Below are 18,302 nucleotides of genomic sequence, written 5' to 3' on the forward strand. Positions count from 1 at the left end.
GCGGCAACCATTGAACAGGAGAACATCATGAGCATCCTTTACACAGCAACCGCGACGAGCACGGGTGGCCGCGACGGCCGGGCAGTATCGTCGGATGAAAACCTGGATGTGAAATTGAGCGCGCCAAAGGAATTGGGCGGCTCGGGCGCAGCCGGCACGAACCCGGAACAACTGTTTGCCGCTGGCTATTCGGCCTGTTTCCTAAGCGCGATGAAGTTTGTCGCTGGACAGGAAAAGAAAACCATCCCCGCTGACACAACCGTCACCGCCGACGTAGGCGTGGGCCCGAACGACAAGGGTGGCTTTGCACTGGACGTCGAGTTGCGTGTTTCACTGCCGGGACTGGATGCGGCTGAAGCGCAAAAGCTGGTAGAAACGGCTCATCAGGTGTGCCCGTACTCGAACGCGACGCGCAATAACGTTGACGTACGCGTCAAGCTGGTCTAAGCGCAATGCACGGGCGTTGGCGCGGCGCAAAGTCCGCGCCCATCGCTCGCAGCAATCGCCAGACGCAAAAATGCCGACCTTCGTGGCCGGCATTTTTTTGCTTCGACAACGCTGTTTTCAGCGTGACGAATCCTGCTTGTCCTTCTACCGACTATCGAATTACTGCGCGAGCCACGAGGGATGACGCGACGTTGCGCGACGATCCAGCTTCTGCATGCGGTACTCGAGGTCGTAAATGTCAGTGGCTTCGGCCAGATAAGCGTCGTTACGCTCCTTGTCACGCTGGTCGGCAGATTTGGTCAGAAACAGGAAGAGGCGGCTGAGCAGATACATGGTGAACCTCGCTTGATTGATTAGGGTAATTACCTAGTGCTTTGAACGAAGTATAGGGTAATCCCTAAGCAAATGCTAGCGCTCAAAAAAGAATCTCACTGATACGAAAGACTTTTTTACAACACTCGAGGCTAAACCAGCGTCTCGACACCCACGGGAGATTGCACGCGGCGCTGGTATTTGAAGAATTCCCACAGCATGGCCGAGGCATCCGGGCCCTTGGATGAATGGAACTGCACGGTGTCGTCGCCGCCGCTCCAGGCATGGCCCAATCCCCGCACAACGCACGTCTTGATGACTCGCCGCCCGCCTTTGACGTAGTCCGTCACAGTGCAGTCGGCTTGAATTTCCTCGCGGCGTTCGCCGTTGCGCCAGGTGCCGTTTGCGTCGATGAAACGGTTCAGCCGCAGGAATTCCGTTGTCAGTTGCTCGGCATTGGTCTTCGATACGACCGAATCCAGCTCGCCGTGCACGATGATGGCCGGCATGCCGGGGTAATGCGCCACGTCGACTGCGGCGTCGATCAAGCCGACAGGGTCGCGGCGGCTGCCGCGCCGCATGGCATCCATTGCACCGATCGCGGAGTTTGCATCGCCGAAAACCACGCCTGAGTGCAATCCGACAGCCGCGAACAGCGACGGGTATGTGACGGCGAGCATGGCTGCCAGCCCCGCGCCGGCCGACATGCCTGCCAAATAGATACGTTCGGAGTCGAAATGGTGAAGCGCAACCATCTCGCGCACCAGTGAGACGACCGCCGCCGCTTCACCTCCGCCGGAATTGGCGGAATCTTCGTACCAGTGCCAGCAGCGGTGGACGTGCGCGGTTTTCGATTGCTCGGGATACAGCACGGCAAATCCAAAACGGTCCGCCAGCAAATTGATGCGCGTGCCCTGCGCAAACTCGTCAGCCGATTGCTGGCAGCCATGCATCATCACGACCAGAGGCATGTCCGTGAGGGATGCGCCGGACGGCAGATACAACGCGTACGCCAGGTGATTGACGAACCGGCCCGCTGCTGGCGGGGCCGAATGGAACGACCGGCTCCATTTCCCCACTGCCCAGGCCGAGGCGCGCGGCCTTACCCGCGACTCGCGGGTGACGCGCGATTTGCCCGAAATTTTCGGTTTCGTTACAGCCGGTTTGGCCGCCTTGGCGCGAACAGGCAGCGCCGGGGCGCGCGTTTTCGGCGCTCGGAGCGGAGCGATCTGAGTTGCTACAAGGCGTTTCAAGCCTCGTAGCCAGAGTTTTGTCAGGCTTTTTGGCATCGAATTAAGGGTCCGCACAGAAGAATGGATCGCCAAAATCTTGGAAAATGACGAATGTTGTGCAGTGCACAATAGCATTTATTCCGGCACCGTGCGCGCACCACAGAATTTCACATTGCGTCACGTTGCAGACATGTACGCGGCTGATACCGTACGTTGTAGTAACTTTTGTCCAATCGGGCGTTATTTTTAGATTCCCTCTAAAAAGTCGGAGCCCGCTTGGCAGGTATACTGCTAGCTTCCCCCGCTCTGCAGAATCAATCTTCATGCCTGACTTGCCGCTTTCGCTTTGGCTCTCCATTACTTCGCTCGGCAGCGTCGGCGTGATGATTCCACTCGCGCTCGCGGTGGCCGCATGGCTGGCGCTTGGTTATCCATGGCGATACGCCGCGTGCTGGCTCGCTGTGCTCGGTGCTGCCAGTGGACTCGTGACTTTGACGAAAATCGCGTTCATGGGATGGGGTGTCGGGGTGCGCGACCTGGATTTCACCGGAATCAGTGGTCATGCCATGGTGTCGTCGGCGGTATTGCCGGTGGCGTTATTTGTCGCGTGTTTGCCGGGGCGTCGGTGGGTGCGCGCTTTGGGGGTGTCGGCGGGGGTGCTGATCGGAATCGTGGTCGGCGTGTCGCGGATCTTGCTCAATGCCCATTCGGTGTCGGAAGTGGTGACAGGATGCGGGCTCGGCGCGCTTGCCGCGTTGGTGTTCGTGACCTTCGCCTGGCGCGCGGAACCCGGCAAGTTGTCGGGGGCACCGGTTGCGGTGAGTCTTGCAATGGTGGCTATCACGCTGCATGGGATTTCGGTACCCACGCAGCGCTGGATCACGGATATCGCCCTGCATTTGTCTGGCCGCGAGCAGCCTTATATTCGCGCTCGATGGAAAGCGGGTCGCTACGACAAGCCTGTTGCACGGCCGGCGCAACATCTGGATGTGCGGTATTCAGGAACATCGGAATCGTAAAGAGGCTTTCGCTCGCGCTGTTTGAAGGGATCGTTGCTGGCGCTTGGGGATCTTGTGCCCAGGTCCATGGCAGCGTGAGAGTCAACGGTCACGTTTCAATGCAATCGAGCACTGCCAAACAGTGCGAATGAACCGCCTGTCGTTATAACCTCAAATATATTACGTGCGCTTTGTATTCCACTCGACCCGTCCATTGTTCAATCTCAAACACTCGCTGATCGCCGCTGTCTTCACGTTCACGCTGCAATCCGCCGCCCATGCCGATGAAATCGTCGTCTGCGCCGCAGCAAGCCTGACCAATGCGTTCAAAGCCATCGGCGAAGCTTATGAGAGAGAGAGCATCCAGGCACGAAAGTCCTGATGAACTTCGGCGCCTCCGACGTATTGATGCAGCAAATCGTAAAGGGCGCACCCGCCGATGTGTTCGCCTCAGCCGATCAAAAAGCCATGGACAAGGTCATCGACGAAAAGGTCATCGCCACAGGCTCGCGTCGCGACTTTGCTGCGAACTCGCTCGTACTGATCGTTTAGAAAGACAGCACGTTTGTGCCCGCCAGCGTCAAGGATCTCACCGCTGCCAGCGTGAAACGCGTGGCTTACGGCGATCCCGCATCGGTGCCGGTCGGCCGCTATACCGAAGGCGCGCTCAAGCAAGCCGGTGTATGGAACGCAGTCAGCGCCAAGGGCGTGCTCGCGGCCAACGTGCGTCAAAGCCTGGACTACGTAGCGCGCGGCGAAGCGGACGCCGGCTTCGTATTCGGCACTGACGCAGCCGCTGGTCATGCCGCCCACCGTGCTCGGTTATTACCTGCTCGTGTTACTAGGCCGGCGCGGCGTGATCGGGGCGTGGCTCGACAAGTTCGACATCCAGTTGGTGTTCACCTGGCAAAGCGCGGTGATCGCGCCCGCCGTGGTCGCATTTCCGCTCGTGCTTAAGTCGGCGCGTACCGCATTTAAAACCGTCGATCCGCAATTCGAGCGCGCCGCACGCACGCTCGGCGTCAATGAAGCCGCCGTGTTCTTTCGCGTGACGCTGCCGCTCGCCGCACGCGGCATCCTGGCCGGCGCACTGCTCGCGTTCGCGCGGGCGCTGGGGGAGTTCGGCGCCACGCTGATGATCTCGGGGAACTTGCCAGGCCGGACGCCGACGCTCTCGGTCGCCGTCTATGCAGCAGTCCAGGCCGGCGACGACAGCACCGCAAACATCCTCGTGATCGTGACCTCGGTCACCTGCGTGGTCATCCTGCTCGCAGCCGGACGGCTCCTGCCGCAGCGCTCAACAGCATCGGTGCGGTAAACATAGCCGCCATGACCGCCCTTACCGCCCTTACCGCCCGCCTGCGCAAGCATTTCAATCACGCCCGAGCGCGGCTGGTGGAATCCGTCGAAACACGTTGCGCACGCCGATGTGGACTACTCGTTGAACGCGTTCGATCTGATCCAGGTTGCGCGACAGTTTCCGGCGCAATTATCGGGCGGCCAAAAGCAAGGTGTTGCGTTGGCGCGCGCTGGTCCCGCATCCGCAATTGTTGTTGCTCGACGAACCGTTCTCAGCGCTCGACATGACCTTGCGCCAGCGCATGCGCCAGGAACTGGCCGACCTTCAAAGCCGCCTGGATATTCCCATGGTGCTCATCACGCACGATCTCGACGACGTCGCCATGTTCGGCGACCAGGTCGTAAGTTTGCGCGAAGGCATCGTGCATCCGGGCGATGCCCTCGACGCCCTCAGTCGGTCACGCCGAGAATCACGCTCGACGCCTTGAACGCCGCGATAGCAGCCTGACCTTGCACGAGGCCGAGCGTTGTCACGCTCTCGTTGGTGATGACGGCCGTGACGGTGGTGGCGTCGTCCAGTGCGAGAGAAACCTCCGCGTTCACCGCGCCCGGCGTCACGCTCGACACCTTGCCGCGCAACTGGTTTCGCGCCGAGACCCGCATGGGTCCGGAAGACCCTTCGGCGTCATCGACCATCAGCATGACCCATGACGCCTTCACGAGCGCGAACGCCTCAACGCCCTCCTTGAGACCAAGCGACTCGGTACTTTCGTGCGTGACTACGGCGACGATCGATTGGCCTGCGGACAACCTGAGTTCGACTTCATCATTGACGGAACCGCGTGTGACCTGACTAACCGTGCCAAACAGTTGGTTGCGAGCACTTGTTTTCATACCGATTCGTCCAATAAGCCGCCAGTCCTGCACGAAACCTTCAATCGCCGCACCCGCGCGCTCCAGAAACGCCTGATGCTCCCGTTCGATCACCCGATAGGTGTCGATCAGTCTCAGCGCCTTCGCCGTCAGCGTGGTCCCGCCACCGCCCTTGCCACCCGTGGCACGCACGACGAGCGTGGTACCGGCGAGGTTGTTCATGGTGTCGATGGCGTCCCACGCCGCTTTGTAACTCATGCCGACTGCTTTGGCCGCGCCCGTGATCGAACCGGTCTGCTGGATGGCGGCGAGCAACGCGATGCGTGCCGCGCCACCGAGCGTGGCCTCCCCGCTACGAAGCCAGACTGCCCCGCCCACTTCGATGGCATCGTGCGGTGTACTACGGGATTCGTCGGTCATGGGGCGAGAGCCGAGTCGAGTGATAAGAGAGTGCGGCCATTGTATCGATGCGTATCGATGCGTATCGATGCATTCATTCACTTGATCCGCGGCGGTTTTATCTTGCGCAGAATGCGCTCGCCTTCCATGGCGCTCATCCGCTGCGCGTTGACGGCAAAACCCTTCGCCAAACCCTTCTGGAACTCGCCGGCTTCTTCCAGATCGGCCAGCCGTTGAGCGGCGACGGCCGCATCGTTGCCTTCGCCCAGAACACTTTGCAGATTCCCCAATGCCTCTTCAACTTGCTTGCGGGTTTTCCGGGTTAGCAGCGAGCGTAAAAATTCGAGCGCGTAACGCAAGCGCTTGGCGTGAATCCGCACTTTGTGTCGCGTGGGGGCATCGAGCGTGGTGAGTTCCGGCGCACGCTCGATCTTCCGATAATGCTTCGTGATGCGCTTCTGCGCATAGGCCGCGAGCGTCTGGTCCGCCTGGTGCGGGGGCGCTTCGAGCGCGCTGAACCACTCGACAAACGACAGCGCGAGAAGCGCGTAGCGCGGCGAATTCATCGCGTCCTGCAGACGCTGGCGGGCGGCGATGCGCTTGCTATCGGCCGCGCTTTGCGTCGGTTTCCACGCGTCCTTGTGCTCGGGATCATCCGCTGCCGCGTAGGCGACAAGCGTGGTCTCGGTGAAAACGTCCCAGTCGCGGGCATCGCCCAGCAAGTCGCCGAACCATTTCAGATCGGGCGCGACCTGGGTAGTCCATGTGTCGTCGATCCATTCGGGGAAAAGCTTGATCGCCGTCTTCAACCGGCGCTGCGCGACACGCAATTGGTGCACGTGTTCCACCTCAAGGCCGTTGCGGGACGCAGCGTCGTTGCCGAACCACTGCGCCGCAACCGACTTGCCGATCGCGACGAATGCATCGGTTGGACTGGCGTTTTTGGGCAACTTCAGCTTGCTGGCCTTGACCGGCTCGCGCAAGGCGTTGTCGATAGCAATTGGCACGATCAGGAATGGCAGCGTCGCTGCAATCTCATGCGCCGTCGCGAATAGCGCCTCGCGTTCGTCGGGGGCCGCCGTCAGCGTCAGCTTGGCCGGGCGATCCGGGTCAAGCCGCAGCGTGGCGCGCACGTGCACACCAGTATCCATCTCGCCAGGCGTATCCCACTCGACGATCGCCGTCTCGCTGGCCTCGCTCAATGTAAAGCTGGCATCGCCGAGCAGCGTCTTCAGATCCGCCAGCGCTGCCTCCGACTTGATCCAGGCATGCAGCGTGTCAAACGGCCCCGCCTCGGTTTCCATTCGCCGGACCAACGGCCAGTCAAGGTGCATTGCCACGAAAACCCGATGGTCATCGTGTGTCTCGATCCCAAGTTCCCATTCAGCTCCCCACTCATCTCCCCGCTCATCTCCCCGCTCATTTTCCCGCTCAGCCAGATCCGTCCCGGCTTTTTGCGATCGCAGCACGAAATCCGTCCGGCGCGCCGTAGCGAACCGGCTCAGTCGCGCCAGCGCTTCGTCTGGCGAGCCGTTCAGCGCATCCAGAGAAACCATCCTCAACTCGACGAGTTGCAACATAACTTCCCCATCATGAGCGGGTGTCCTTGCCGGGCAGCAAGGCGCACGCCGCACCTTCAGATCAGACGAATTTCAATCCTGTCACGTGTCATCAAGCCGACATAAAGCCTGTGCAAACATGGACGACGCCATTGCCAGAAGCAACGCCTTGCCGGTGTCTCCTTACACCTGAATCCCCTTCCGTACACGCGCAGCCTCTAGACCAAAGGACGTTCCATGCCTGACCTGACTCTACCCGACAGCAACGACAGCAACGGACCCCGCTCGCTCGGACGCCGGCTGAGCATGCCGATATTCCTCGTCGTGATCGGCGTTGGCATTATCTATTGCGTGACGCACCTGATGCACGACCTGGAGTCGGTCCAACAGTCCTCGATACTGCCTTACCTCCTGCTCGGCGTCGCCTTGATGATCGCGCTTGGGTTCGAATTCGTAAATGGTTTCCACGATACGGCAAACGCCGTCGCCACCGTCATCTATACGCATTCGCTCGCGCCTAACCTCGCTGTCGTCTGGTCGGGCATGTGGAATTTCGCCGGCGTGCTGGTATCGAGCGGCGCGGTGGCATTCGGCATCCTGCAACTGCTGCCGGTGGAACTGATCCTTGGCGTCGGGACATCGCAGGGTTTCGCGATGGTCTTCGCGCTGCTGATCGCCGCGATCATCTGGAACCTCGGCACCTGGGCGCTCGGCATTCCTTCATCGAGCTCGCATACGTTGATTGGCTCGGTGATCGGCGTCGGCTTGATGAACCAGATGATGCACGGGCCGTCGGGAACCTCGGGTGTCGACTGGGGCCAGGCGCTCGCGGTGGGCAAATCGCTGCTGTTCTCGCCGCTGGTCGGCTTCATCCTGGCGGGCTTGCTGCTGTACGTGATGAAGCTCGTGGTGCGCGTTCCCGCGCTCTATAAAGAGCCGAAGAAAAACACGCCGCCGCCGTTCTGGATTCGCTGCCTGTTGATCCTGACCTGCACGGGCGTGTCGTTCGCGCATGGCTCCAATGACGGCCAGAAAGGCATGGGACTCATCATGCTGATCCTGATCGGCACCGTGCCGACCGCCTATGCGCTGAACAAGGCCGTTACGCCGGCCGAGACGCAGACCTTCCTCTCGGTCGGCCATCACGCCTCCGAAGTGCTCGGCAAGTACATCAATGGCGCCGCACCCGTGGCCGACCCGCGCGCAACGGTGCAGCTCTACGTGCAGACCAAGGCGGTCCAGCCGGACACCGTGGTCGCACTCAAGCAGCTCACCGATATCATCGATGGACAAGTCGGGCCGTCATCGTCGATGGCAACCGTGCCGCAAAATATCGTGAATAACGTGCGCAACAATATGTATGTGGCCTCCGAAGCGCTGCGCTTGATGGACAAGCAAAGTGCGCCCACTTTCGCAGCCGATGACGCCGCCGTGCTCAAGAACTTCAAAGGCCAGCTCGACCATTCGACCAAGTTCATCCCGACATGGGTGAAGGTGGCCGTGGCGGTGGCACTTGGCTTGGGCACCATGGTCGGTTGGAAGCGGATCGTGGTGACGGTCGGCGAACGGATCGGCAAAACCCATTTGACGTATGGACAAGGCGCATCGGCGGAACTCGTCGCGATGTTGACCATTGGCGCGGCGGACGTGTACGGCCTGCCTGTCAGCACGACCCACGTGCTGTCCTCAGGCGTGGCCGGGACAATGGCGGCGAACGGTTCAGGGCTGCAATGGCGCACCGTGCGCAGCCTCGCGCTTGCCTGGATCCTGACCCTGCCCGTGTCGATCGCACTCGCGGCGGGATTGTTCTGGGTGTTCCGCGGGCTGTTCTAAGCGGCACATGAATGATGCTGACGGGCTTTTTCAAACATGGTTTCAAGCCCGTTGCACGTTAGTTGCACGTCAGTCTCACGTTGCAGCGCGAGCGGTTTTTTCAAACTGCTCGCGCGCCTGCAGAATTTGCAGAATTTGCCGATGGCCAGCATCTGTTTCTCCTCCCTCCGTATTCCCTCCCCCCTTCCAAGTTTTCCCCGACAGGCACAGCGCTTGCTCTATCAATGCGGCAATCGCGAGGGTATTGGTGCTGCGGACACGCAAGCTGAGGCAATCCGCCGATACTCACGCCGCACCAGACGCGGCATCGCCATTCACTCTTCAGCAGACTTTAATAATTAAGGAGAAGTGGAATGATCGGAACAATCTTGCTTGTCGTGTTGATCCTGCTGCTGCTCGGCGCTTTCCCCTCATGGCCGCACAGCCGTAGCTGGGGGTATGGCCCAAGCGGGATCCTGGGCGTGGTGGTAATCATTGTGATCGTGCTGTTGCTCATGGGAAGAATCTAGAGTCATACGTCGGCCGGTGCGTCAGTCGCTTGTCCTGTGATCCGGCGCTGGGTTGAAACTGCCCGCGCCTAGAGCGCAGCGGCACGTTAGGAAAGCTTGAAACCGCTGTGTTATCGCCTGCCAAAAGGAGAACATCCCTTACGGCAGGCGGTTTTCATTGGCTACTGACCGCGCTTCGACATCCGCTACATCCGCTAATCAAGGAGTACACATTTCATGGACCTCCACCTGGAAGGCAAACTCGCGCTCGTCTCGGGATCGACAAAAGGCATTGGCCTGGCCATTGCCACCGGACTGGCGCGTGAAGGTGCGCGCGTGATCGTGAACGGGCGCAAGCAAGCATCCGTCGACGAAGCCCTGGCAAAGCTGCGCGCCCAGGTGCCCAACGCGGAAGCGGAAGGTTTCGCCGGTGATCTCTCCGACGTGGGCCAGATCGATGCGCTGGTCGCGCAATACCCTGCCGTCGACGTTCTGGTGAACAACCTCGGCATCTTCGATCCAAAGCCGTTCGAGGAAATTCCGGATCACGAATGGCTGCGTTTCTTCGATACCAACGTGATGTCCGGCGTACGGCTGGCGCGCGCCTATCTGCCGAAGATGAAAGCGAAGAACTGGGGCCGTGTGGTGTTCATCAGCAGCGAGAGCGGCATTCAGATTCCCGTCGAAATGATCCATTACGGCGTGACAAAAACGGCGCAACTCGGGTTGTCGCGTGGGCTCGCCGAACACTGCGCAGGCACGGGCGTGACAGTGAACGCGGTATTACCCGGTCCGACGCATTCCGACGGTCTCGACGAAATGGCAGCGAAAGGCATGGGCGACAAGTCGTTCGCGGAGTTCGAGAAAGGCTTCTTCGAAACGGAACGGCCAAGTTCGCTGCTCAAGCGGTTTGCCACGACGGAAGAAGTAGCAAATATGGTGGTGTATGTGTGCTCGGAAGCGTCGTCGGCTACGAATGGCGCTGCGCTGCGGGTGGACGGCGGAGTTGTGCGGTCTGCTTTTTAGAACGGTGAGCGCCGCGCAAGCAGGATCAATGCACTACATACAGGATCACACGCGCAAGACACGTCCGTCCGGCCCGATCAGCGGCGGCAGGCGCGGCGTTGAGTCCGTCCCTCTGGGCGCCGTTTTCGGATGCCCTGGAGTTGCCGGGGCTGGCGTGAGCGCCGGCGGCGCCAGGTTGGTTTTATCGGCGACTTGCTTGACGGCCGGGCCGCTCTTGCGCTTTTTCTTTGCCTGCGCCGACTGCACGCTGCGCGGTTTCGCCTTCGATTTATGCATTTGCGCTTCGGGCGGATTCCAGACCTCGACGTATCGCTCAGCGGCTACCGCTGCCAGCGGGCCCAAACCCATGAATCCGGCCAGGACCGCAAGCACGACGTTCGAAGAGAGTGTGGATAAAGCAGATCTCACAACAAATGCTCCAGAGTGTTCAGTGTCCGCCAGCGCGCGAAAGTATAGCGTCCAGCGAGCGCTGCGATGTGTCGAGTTCAAGCAACGCACTGTCCAGCCGTTGCAGCGCCAACGCAACTGTGCGGCCCTCGGCGTCCAGTTCCGGTTCGCTTCGCGTAGCGTCAAAAGCGGCCGATACCGCGCGGGTTGCCTGCACGTATCGCGCGAGCGCAGCGGCTTCGGCAGAAGAATGACTGTTCATGTTCCGTGTCCATGCAAAAGCATTCACCTGTATGAATATACAGTAATGTCGCGCGACGGAAAAGCATTCACGCGGCAATGCGCAGTGTGCACGTAAACCCGTCTGGTTTTAAGTTGCACTTAATTGTCAGAGGGCACATTACAAACGCGAGCTTTTATCGCCGCCATCGAGGGCGGCTTTTGAATCAGGGCTTTCACCGCGAGGACACGTCATGGCCGCCAGCGCATCGTTTCAAAACATCAAGTCCACGATGAAAACCGAACACGCCCTGCCGCTGCACGAATGCCGGCTTTCCGAGGCCGTGGAAAGGCCGTGGGGCAAGCCGTACAGAACAGTCGAATGGGCGCGCAAAAGCGATCCCTGCAGTCAATTGAGCGTGGTTCCGGCAGAGTTCACTACCTCCGAGATTGCCGAGGTATTGCGTGCGCACGTGTCGGGTCGGCGGTACGGTCCCACGGATTCCGACGGGACCGTCCAGGAATGACTTTTTCCATACCACGCTAAACACCAGCAGCGGCCCTTTTTGGCTCCGCTGCTTGGCGAAAACAGTCGGACACGGACGGACACAACCTTGGACGCGCATCCGGGCTGGAAGTTAAAACTTGATAAAGTCCATAAATGGACTAATATACGAATCAAGTTCTTAACGAGACTTTTCTATGCCACGCGCTCAACGCGTCCCGCGTCCTGTTCCTGCGCCACAACCTTCTATCGCGGACATGTCTGCGGCGGGCTTGCGTGCATTTTTCAATATCGCGCGCGACTGGGCCTTGTCGGCCGACGAGCAGATCGTCCTGCTCGGCTCGCCCGGGCGGTCTACCTTCTTCAAGTGGAAAGCCACGCCGCAAACGGCGCGTCTCGGGCGCGACACGCTCGAGCGGCTCTCGCTGATTCTCGGTATCTACAAGGCGCTGCAGATCCTGTTACCGCAAGCCGAAGCCGCGGATGGCTGGATCAAGCGCGCGAATACCGCGCCGCCATTCGGCGGACGGCGCGCGCTTGACCGCATGCTCGCGGGCAACGTTAGCGATCTCGTGGCGGTTCGCCAATATCTCGATGCAATGCGGGGCGGTTGGGCGTGAGCGATCTATCCAATCTGCCGCACGCTGAGAACGACTGGCACGCTGAGTGGCCGCATATCGACCTCAACTGGTCACCGGCCTACCGTGTGATTCCCACACGTTTTCCTGCCGTGAACCTGTTCGACCGGGTTGCGTCGCCCCAGGATTTCGATGCCCTTTACGCACTCGAGGCCATGACTAATGACCGCTTGCGCACGGAAGTGGGCGACCTGGATCTGGTGCCGCTTGTCGAGCGCCAGTTCGGTGCCGGCTATGGCCCGATCATGGCAGCCTTCACGCATCTGAACCCGAACGGCAGCCGTTTTTCCGATGGCAGCTACGGCGTGTTTTATTGTGCGCGCGACCGGCGCACGGCCATTGAGGAGACGCGCTATCACTCAGCGCTGTTTCTCGCGGACACGAAACAAGCGCCGCTGCGGCAGCAGATGCGCCTCTACACGGTATTGGCGCAAGGCGACGTCGTCGATCTATGCAAGGGGCGGCTGGAACAAGCTGCGCTCAATCCCGCGATTCTTTCGCCATCGAGTTATGTCGCGGGCCAGGCGTTGGGACGGGCTGCACGCGAAGCGGGCGCACCGGGAATTGCGTATCCATCGGTGCGGGATCACGGTGGCGAATGCCTTGCCGCTTTCCGCACTACCCTGCTGCGCGATTGTCATCACGCTGCTTATCTGGAATACGAATGGAACGGCGAGGCCGTGACCAACGTCTTCGAAATGAGCAAGGTTGGTTAAGCCGAGCAACTCAACTAGCTGATAGACACTGCCGTCGACGACCGTACGCGCGCGATCTTCTTGGTCGCGGGACGTGCGGCCGTCGATGCGGCTTTCGGCGCGGCAGCCTTCGACACCGCCGCCAGCGCCTCCATCCCGACATCTTTCGATTTCGATGAGTTCTTCAGCGCGGCCGTTTTCGCCTTTTGACTGGACTTGGCAAGCAGCCGGGCGAGCCGCGGGTCCGCGCCATTCGCCGGGCTCTTGCGGCCTCGCGCTGCTTCGCGAGCGCGCCGCTTCGCGTCTTTTTCCAGAAAAATGGCGAGCATTGCTTCGTCGGTCTTCAGGCCGGATCGGCGGGAGGGCGGCAGTTCATCGGCGAGTTCACCGGCTTCGAACGCTTCGATCACCGCCGGATGGACATAGCATTTGCGGCACACGGCCGGTGTGTTGCGCAACATCTTCGATACTTCCTTGATCGTGCCGACCACATGCTTGCGCGCTTCGGTGACGGTTTCCCACGCGAGCTTGCGCAACGCCGCCAGGGCAAACACGCTGCCGGCCCATGTCCGGTAGTCCTTAGCGGTGAAATCTGCGCCGGTGATGTCGTGGAGGTAGTCGTTGATATCGGAGGAGCTGACGGTGTGGCGTTCGCCGTTCGCGTCGAGGTACTGGAACAGATCGTGGCCGGGCAGGTCCATGCAGCGCTTTATGATCCTGGCGATGCGAGGGTCGCTCACCGAGACATCGTGTTCTATCCCGCTTTTGCCGCGGAACTGGAAGCGCAGCGTGCCGGCTTTGACGCTCAGGTGTTTCTTGCGCAGGGTGGTGAGTCCGTACGACTTATTTTCGCGCGCGTATTCTTCGCTGCCTACGCGAACCAGCGTGGTGTCGAGGAGCCTGACCACGGTGGCCAAGACCTTATCCCGCGGCATACCTTCGAGTTCGAGGTCGCGGGTTACGCGTGCACGCAGTTTCGGTAATACGGCGCCGAACGCCAGCATCCGTTCGTACTTGGTGGCGTCGCGGGTTTCGCGCCAACGCGGGTGATATCGATACTGCTTGCGGCCACGGGCGTCGCGGCCGGTGGCTTGCAGGTGGCCACGTGAGTCGGGGCAAATCCAGACGTTGGTGTAAGCGGGTGGGATAGCGAGCGCGTTGATGCGCTTGATGTCGGCATCGTCAGAGAGGGGTGTGCCCTGGGTATTGGAATAGACGAAGGCGCCGTTTTTCCACGCGCGGGTGTAGCCGGGGCGGGAGTCATCGACGTAGCGCAGACCTGGGGGCAGGTCTTCCGGGCAGCCCTTGATCTCGCTCTGCGGTTGTGGGTCCAGGGTTGATGTCACTGCGTGCCTCGCTTGGATCTCGCTCGATTAGACGGGATCCAAGCAAAGCCCATACCTACGGAAGAGCCAACTCCCTGGCCCCTTCCGCACTCGCCCAACCCTGCTTGACCGACCAGCGCTGATCGGTGCCAGCCTCAACGATAGTGAGGCGCCCGTCATCGGTATAAGCGCCAGTGTCGATAAAAATCTGCGACCCGATCTGCTTGATCGCCTTCATGGGCGTATGCCCGCAATAGGTTGGCGATAATCCCCGCTGCCAGGCGGCCTTCCCGGTCCCCAGCGCAAGCGAACGCCCCCACAGCAGCTGCTGGCGGATATCGTCGGGGAAATACGCGACTTCCAGATCAGCGTCGCTGCCAAAAAACTCCGCATGCAGCACGTTGAACCGCGTTGGACCGTCGCCGACAATTCGCACCAACGGAACACTCGCCAGCTTCGCGGCAATTCCCCTCAGTTGCTCATCCGGCAGGTTCGCCGCCCACGCTCCGCCGATCGAATACCACACGTGGCGCTGCATCTTGCCCGCCGCAACCGCGCACAACGCGTCTTCGTGATTGCCCAGCACAGGGTAGAACCAGGGTTTATCGAGCAAGTCTATAGCCGCCAGCGAATCGCTGCCGCGATCGACCAGATCGCCTACGGAAAACAGGCGATCACGCGAACCATCGAAAGCGATTTCACTAAGCAAATACCGCAGGGCGTCGACGCAGCCGTGCAGGTCGCCAACCACAAGGTCACGGCCAGCTTTGTTCGCCGGATGCCAGCAAACGACAGGATGAGTAGAAGCAGTCATAGCAGCAATTTTAATCTTACAAAACGCACGGATATGCGCGCCAACTCGCTTTCCAACAAATTACCTACCCACATTCTGGAACGGCCCCCGGCAATGCGCAACACGATCAGCTTGGCACGGCAATAATTGCCGCGCCAAGCCTCATTACACCGTATTTATTGCGGTGTTGAACGAAGTTTGGCGACCTGATCGGCGGAGGTCGCCGATTGCGGATTGCCAAACGTCTTCGTCACATAATTGCTGATGGCGGCAATCTGCTCATCGCTGAGTTCATTCGCAAACGCGGGCATAAAAGCAGTGGCGTCTTTCGTCTGACGGCTCACGCCGTGCAGCATGACCATGGTCAGATTGTTAGCTGCCGAAGCCCCGACCACGCTGTTATGAATCAGCGACGGATACGCGCCCGGCGCGCTGCCGCCCCGGCCCTCGCCCGTCCAGCTATGACACGTCGCGCAGTTAGCGATAAACAATTGTGCACCGTTCACGCCACTGATCGCCGTGCCGCGCATCGCGGTGACGTCCGCGTTGGTCGGCTTGCCGAAGGAATCACGCGGATGGATGTCGCCGCCGCTCTGCGCCGGCACCGAACGCAGGTACACCACGATCGAACGCAGATCCTCAGGCGTCATGTACTGCGTACTGTTCTGCACCACATCCGCCATCGGGCCCGCCGCATTCGCCCGGCCATGCGCCACGCCGGACGCGAGATAGTGCGTCAGTTCGTCGTCAGTCCATCCGCCGATGCCCGCGTTCTTGTCCGGCGTGATATTGAACGCATGCCAGCCGGACAACTCGGCGCCGCTGAAGCGCTCGCTCGTCTTCAGACCCTGCATCAGATTACGAGGCGTATGGCATTCCTCGCAATGCGCGAGACCGCCAGCCAGATAAGCACCGCGATTCCATTCCGCGCTCTGCTTCGGATCGGGCACGAAACGGCCTTCCTTGAAATTGAACATGTTCCAGAACACCATCAGCCAGCGCTGGTTGAACGGAAACGACAGCTCATTGCGCGGCGGTGAGTAGTGGATCGGCGTAAGCGTATTCAGATAGGCACGGATCGCGAGGACGTCCGAGTCGGTGACCTTCGTATATTCGGCGTAAGGAAAAGCCGGGTACAAGCGCTCACCGCTCTTGCCAATCCCTTCATGCATCGCGCGAAGGAAGTCGGCGTCGCTCCAGCGGCCTATGCCGGTATCCGGATCGCTCGTGATATTGGGCGTATAGATGGTCCCGAACGGCGTGGTGATCGGCAGGCCGCCCGCGAACGGACGGCCTTTGTCGGCGGTGTGACACGCCACGCAGTCGCCCGCGCGCGCAAGGTATTCACCGCGCTTGATCAGATCCGCGCCGGCCAGCGTGTCGCGCTGCACGACCGTGGGCTCAGTCGCGGTGGTCTGCGCGTGCGCCGACTGAATCAGCGAGTGAAAACTCACGCCCGTGATGGCGAGCGCAAGAACGGCGAGCGCGCCGCCCAGGCGCTTGTTCAGTTTGAGTTTGCTAAAGCGCTTCGCGTCGCGAGGTTTGGGGTTCTTCATCGTGGCTCTCCGTCGGCGCGCAATCAAAGTTCTTTCTTCAGCTTGTCGGCGAGACGCAGCGACAACGCGGACAACGTCAGCGTGCAATTCACCGATGCCGCCGTCGGCATCACTGCACTGCCGGCAATGAAGAGGTTCGCGTGGTCGTGCGTGCGGCATTCGGAATCCACGACAGAATCCTTTGGGTCCGCGCCCATGATGGTCGTCCCCATGATGTGGTTGTTCGGAGCGAATTTATCGTCGAAGGTAATCTCCGTGCCGCCGAACAATTCCGCGATCCGCGCGTACTGAGTGCGCGTGTCCGCCGCGCTTTTCTTCACGTAGTCGTTGATCGAGTAGTAGATCTCGGGCTGCGGGATGCCGAGCGAATCCTTATGATCCGGCGATGGAATCACACGGTTCTGCGGCTCGGCCAGATGCTCGTGAAAACTGTTGATGTTCATTGTGCGCGCGGCACGGTCGCGGATTTGCCGATCGAGTTCCGCCCCGGTCACGCCCTTGGCGATCAGGTCTGCCGTGACCGACAGGGTGGGTACGCCATTCGACAAATGCAGCTTCTTCGCCGAGTATTCCGAGCGGAAGGCGCCGTCACGGAAATTCACGACGGAGGTCATCTCCATCGGCCCTCGTCCCGGCCACACGGGTTCATTGGCGAGGAAGCTCACGCCGGTGCCGGGGTGATCCATCAGGTTGCGGCCGACCTGATCCGAACTGTTGCCAATGCCGCTCTTGAATCGATCGGACACCGACTGCAACATCAGCTTCGGCGTTTCAATTCCATTAGCCGCGAGCACGAAGAGCTTGCCCGTGACACGCGTGCTGTTGCCGTTCGGATCCTTGTAATGGACGGCGGTGATCAGGCCTTTATCGTCGCTCTCGATCTTGTAGACGACCGCTTGCGCGATCAGCTTCGCACCTGCCCGCTCGGCTTTCTCCGCATGCGTGATGCCGTTGTACATGGCAGCGATCGGACAGATCGGCATGCAATTGTTGTTGCCGCAGCAGGTCGGGCGGGCATCGTAAGGGCGGCTGTTGCGCGCGACCGGTTCCGGCACCACGTGAAAAGACTGCGCGTTGAGGACATCGGAGAAACGCTGGTCCATGTAGGACAGCGGCAGCATATCCATGGGATACGGTTTGGAGCGCGGCGAACCCAGATCAACGTTATTGCCCGGACCGGACACGCCTAGCTGCACTTCGGCGGCGAAGTACCAGGGCTCGAGGGTCTCATAAGGGATCGGCCAGTCGCGGCCTACGCCATAGAGCGTCTTCAGCTTGAAATCGGCGGGCAGCAAGCGCCACGCGGCCGCGGCCCAGTGCCAGGTCGTACCACCCACGAGCCGCAAGTATTGCGACGCGTAGGGGTACTCGCCCTTCTGGATCAGATAGTTGTTCTCGGGCGAATACTCGGGATGCGGCGCGTAAGGCGTCGACGGATACGGTGTGGCGAAATCGGCTTTCGCCGGCGAGTTACGAAAGTTCTCGACGATCTGCCAGCGCGGAATGCGCGGCCCGGCTTCGAGCAGGATCACGGAGGCGCCCGCGGTCGCGAGCTGATGCGCGACGAGTCCGCCCGCAACCCCCGATCCGACGACCACCACATCGGCCGAATTCGAATTTGCCATTTGTTGTTGTCCTGTGAGGGTAGGTTTTTATTTGCTTCGGTCGCGCTGTCACGCTGTCACGCAGCGCGCCGGCTTGATGCTGTTCTTGATGCG

Annotated in this window: 19 protein-coding genes and 3 pseudogenes; 11 read left to right on the forward strand and 11 right to left on the reverse strand. The window is 60.6% G+C overall.

Annotated features, from left to right (window positions below; translation table 11 throughout):
• The first annotated feature begins 27 nt into the window (after positions 1-27).
• Positions 28-447, forward strand: coding sequence for an organic hydroperoxide resistance protein (locus BSU04_RS09410; protein WP_089160375.1), 420 nt, complete (start codon positions 28-30; stop codon positions 445-447).
• A gap of 159 nt (positions 448-606) precedes the next feature.
• On the opposite strand, the gene BSU04_RS09415 is transcribed toward BSU04_RS09410, so the two are convergent.
• Complete coding sequence (locus tag BSU04_RS09415; protein WP_089160376.1) at positions 607-780, reverse strand: DUF3563 family protein; 174 nt, start codon at positions 778-780, stop codon at positions 607-609.
• 131 nt (positions 781-911) lie between these two features.
• Positions 912-2,048, reverse strand: coding sequence for an extracellular catalytic domain type 1 short-chain-length polyhydroxyalkanoate depolymerase (locus BSU04_RS09420; protein ID WP_089160377.1), 1,137 nt, complete (start codon positions 2,046-2,048; stop codon positions 912-914).
• A 266-nt stretch (positions 2,049-2,314) separates the two neighbouring features.
• Here BSU04_RS09420 and BSU04_RS09425 point away from each other — a divergent pair, with 266 nt between their 5' ends.
• The 4 genes and pseudogenes from BSU04_RS09425 to BSU04_RS48500 all read left to right on the forward strand — a co-directional run.
• Positions 2,315-3,010 (forward strand): phosphatase PAP2 family protein, encoded by a 696-nt coding sequence (locus BSU04_RS09425; RefSeq protein WP_089160378.1) that lies wholly within the window; start codon positions 2,315-2,317, stop codon positions 3,008-3,010.
• Between the two features lie 193 nt (positions 3,011-3,203).
• Positions 3,204-3,802 (forward strand): annotated as a pseudogene (gene modA, locus BSU04_RS09430) (molybdate ABC transporter substrate-binding protein); the annotation flags it as partial.
• A pseudogene (gene modB / locus BSU04_RS09435) lies at positions 3,768-4,307 on the forward strand (molybdate ABC transporter permease subunit); the annotation flags it as partial. The pseudogenes modA and modB, both read left to right, overlap by 35 nt.
• Positions 4,308-4,355: 48 nt before the next feature.
• A pseudogene (locus BSU04_RS48500) lies at positions 4,356-4,776 on the forward strand (ATP-binding cassette domain-containing protein); the annotation flags it as partial.
• Here the strand turns inward: BSU04_RS48500 and BSU04_RS09445 are convergent.
• Together BSU04_RS09445 and BSU04_RS09450 are read right to left on the reverse strand one after the other, a co-directional pair.
• Complete coding sequence (locus tag BSU04_RS09445; protein ID WP_089160380.1) at positions 4,739-5,581, reverse strand: TOBE domain-containing protein; 843 nt, start codon at positions 5,579-5,581, stop codon at positions 4,739-4,741. The pseudogene BSU04_RS48500 and the gene BSU04_RS09445 sit on opposite strands and share 38 nt — an antisense overlap.
• Before the next feature lie 77 nt (positions 5,582-5,658).
• Entirely contained in the window at positions 5,659-7,140 is a 1,482-nt protein-coding gene (locus BSU04_RS09450; protein ID WP_089160381.1) for a CHAD domain-containing protein, read from the reverse strand.
• 216 nt (positions 7,141-7,356) lie between these two features.
• Between BSU04_RS09450 and BSU04_RS09455 the strand changes: the two genes are divergently transcribed.
• Positions 7,357-8,952, forward strand: a complete 1,596-nt coding sequence (locus BSU04_RS09455; protein ID WP_089160382.1) for an inorganic phosphate transporter — start codon at positions 7,357-7,359, stop codon at positions 8,950-8,952.
• On the opposite strand, the gene BSU04_RS46345 is transcribed toward BSU04_RS09455, so the two are convergent.
• Positions 8,949-9,104: a hypothetical protein gene (locus BSU04_RS46345; protein ID WP_179258263.1), complete on the reverse strand. Its 156-nt coding sequence runs from the start codon at positions 9,102-9,104 to the stop codon at positions 8,949-8,951. The two genes, BSU04_RS09455 and BSU04_RS46345, sit on opposite strands and share 4 nt — an antisense overlap.
• Positions 9,105-9,305: 201 nt before the next feature.
• On the opposite strand from BSU04_RS46345, the gene BSU04_RS09460 reads away from it, so the two are divergent.
• Positions 9,306-9,461: a DUF3309 family protein gene (locus tag BSU04_RS09460; protein WP_089160383.1), complete on the forward strand. Its 156-nt coding sequence runs from the start codon at positions 9,306-9,308 to the stop codon at positions 9,459-9,461.
• Positions 9,462-9,677: 216 nt separating this feature from the next.
• Entirely contained in the window at positions 9,678-10,466 is a 789-nt protein-coding gene (locus tag BSU04_RS09465; RefSeq protein WP_089160384.1) for an SDR family NAD(P)-dependent oxidoreductase, read from the forward strand.
• A gap of 45 nt (positions 10,467-10,511) precedes the next feature.
• Here the strand turns inward: BSU04_RS09465 and BSU04_RS09470 are convergent, their stop codons facing one another.
• Both BSU04_RS09470 and BSU04_RS09475 read right to left on the reverse strand, forming a co-directional pair.
• A complete protein-coding gene (locus BSU04_RS09470) occupies positions 10,512-10,874 on the reverse strand; it encodes a hypothetical protein (RefSeq protein WP_256982362.1) in 363 nt (120 codons plus the stop codon).
• Between the two features lie 19 nt (positions 10,875-10,893).
• Entirely contained in the window at positions 10,894-11,115 is a 222-nt protein-coding gene (locus BSU04_RS09475) for a hypothetical protein (protein ID WP_089160385.1), read from the reverse strand.
• Positions 11,116-11,326: 211 nt separating this feature from the next.
• Between BSU04_RS09475 and BSU04_RS09480 the strand changes: the two genes are divergently transcribed.
• The 3 genes from BSU04_RS09480 to BSU04_RS09490 all read left to right on the forward strand — a co-directional run bounded on the left by BSU04_RS09480 (position 11,327) and on the right by BSU04_RS09490 (position 12,931).
• Positions 11,327-11,599, forward strand: coding sequence for a DUF2866 domain-containing protein (locus BSU04_RS09480; protein ID WP_089160386.1), 273 nt, complete (start codon positions 11,327-11,329; stop codon positions 11,597-11,599).
• 175 nt (positions 11,600-11,774) lie between these two features.
• A complete protein-coding gene (locus BSU04_RS09485; RefSeq protein WP_089160387.1) occupies positions 11,775-12,197 on the forward strand; it encodes an MbcA/ParS/Xre antitoxin family protein in 423 nt (140 codons plus the stop codon).
• A gap of 14 nt (positions 12,198-12,211) precedes the next feature.
• Positions 12,212-12,931 carry an RES family NAD+ phosphorylase gene (locus tag BSU04_RS09490; protein WP_089160402.1) on the forward strand — a complete coding sequence of 240 codons (720 nt, stop codon included), beginning with the start codon at positions 12,212-12,214 and terminating at the stop codon, positions 12,929-12,931.
• A gap of 14 nt (positions 12,932-12,945) precedes the next feature.
• Here the strand turns inward: BSU04_RS09490 and BSU04_RS09495 are convergent, their stop codons facing one another.
• From BSU04_RS09495 to BSU04_RS09510, 4 genes are all read right to left on the reverse strand, one after another.
• Positions 12,946-14,256: a DNA topoisomerase IB gene (locus BSU04_RS09495; protein ID WP_256982364.1), complete on the reverse strand. Its 1,311-nt coding sequence runs from the start codon at positions 14,254-14,256 to the stop codon at positions 12,946-12,948.
• Positions 14,257-14,311: 55 nt separating this feature from the next.
• On the reverse strand, positions 14,312-15,049 hold the full coding sequence (locus tag BSU04_RS09500; protein ID WP_089160389.1) for a metallophosphoesterase: 738 nt from the start codon (positions 15,047-15,049) through the stop codon (positions 14,312-14,314).
• 155 nt (positions 15,050-15,204) lie between these two features.
• A complete protein-coding gene (locus BSU04_RS09505) occupies positions 15,205-16,584 on the reverse strand; it encodes a cytochrome c (protein ID WP_089160390.1) in 1,380 nt (459 codons plus the stop codon).
• A 23-nt stretch (positions 16,585-16,607) separates the two neighbouring features.
• Positions 16,608-18,209 carry a GMC family oxidoreductase gene (locus tag BSU04_RS09510; RefSeq protein WP_089160391.1) on the reverse strand — a complete coding sequence of 534 codons (1,602 nt, stop codon included), beginning with the start codon at positions 18,207-18,209 and terminating at the stop codon, positions 16,608-16,610.
• Between the last annotated feature and the right edge of the window lie 93 nt (positions 18,210-18,302).

The sequence above is a fragment of the Caballeronia sordidicola genome, from assembly GCF_002220365.1.
Lineage (GTDB): Bacteria > Pseudomonadota > Gammaproteobacteria > Burkholderiales > Burkholderiaceae > Caballeronia > Caballeronia sordidicola_C.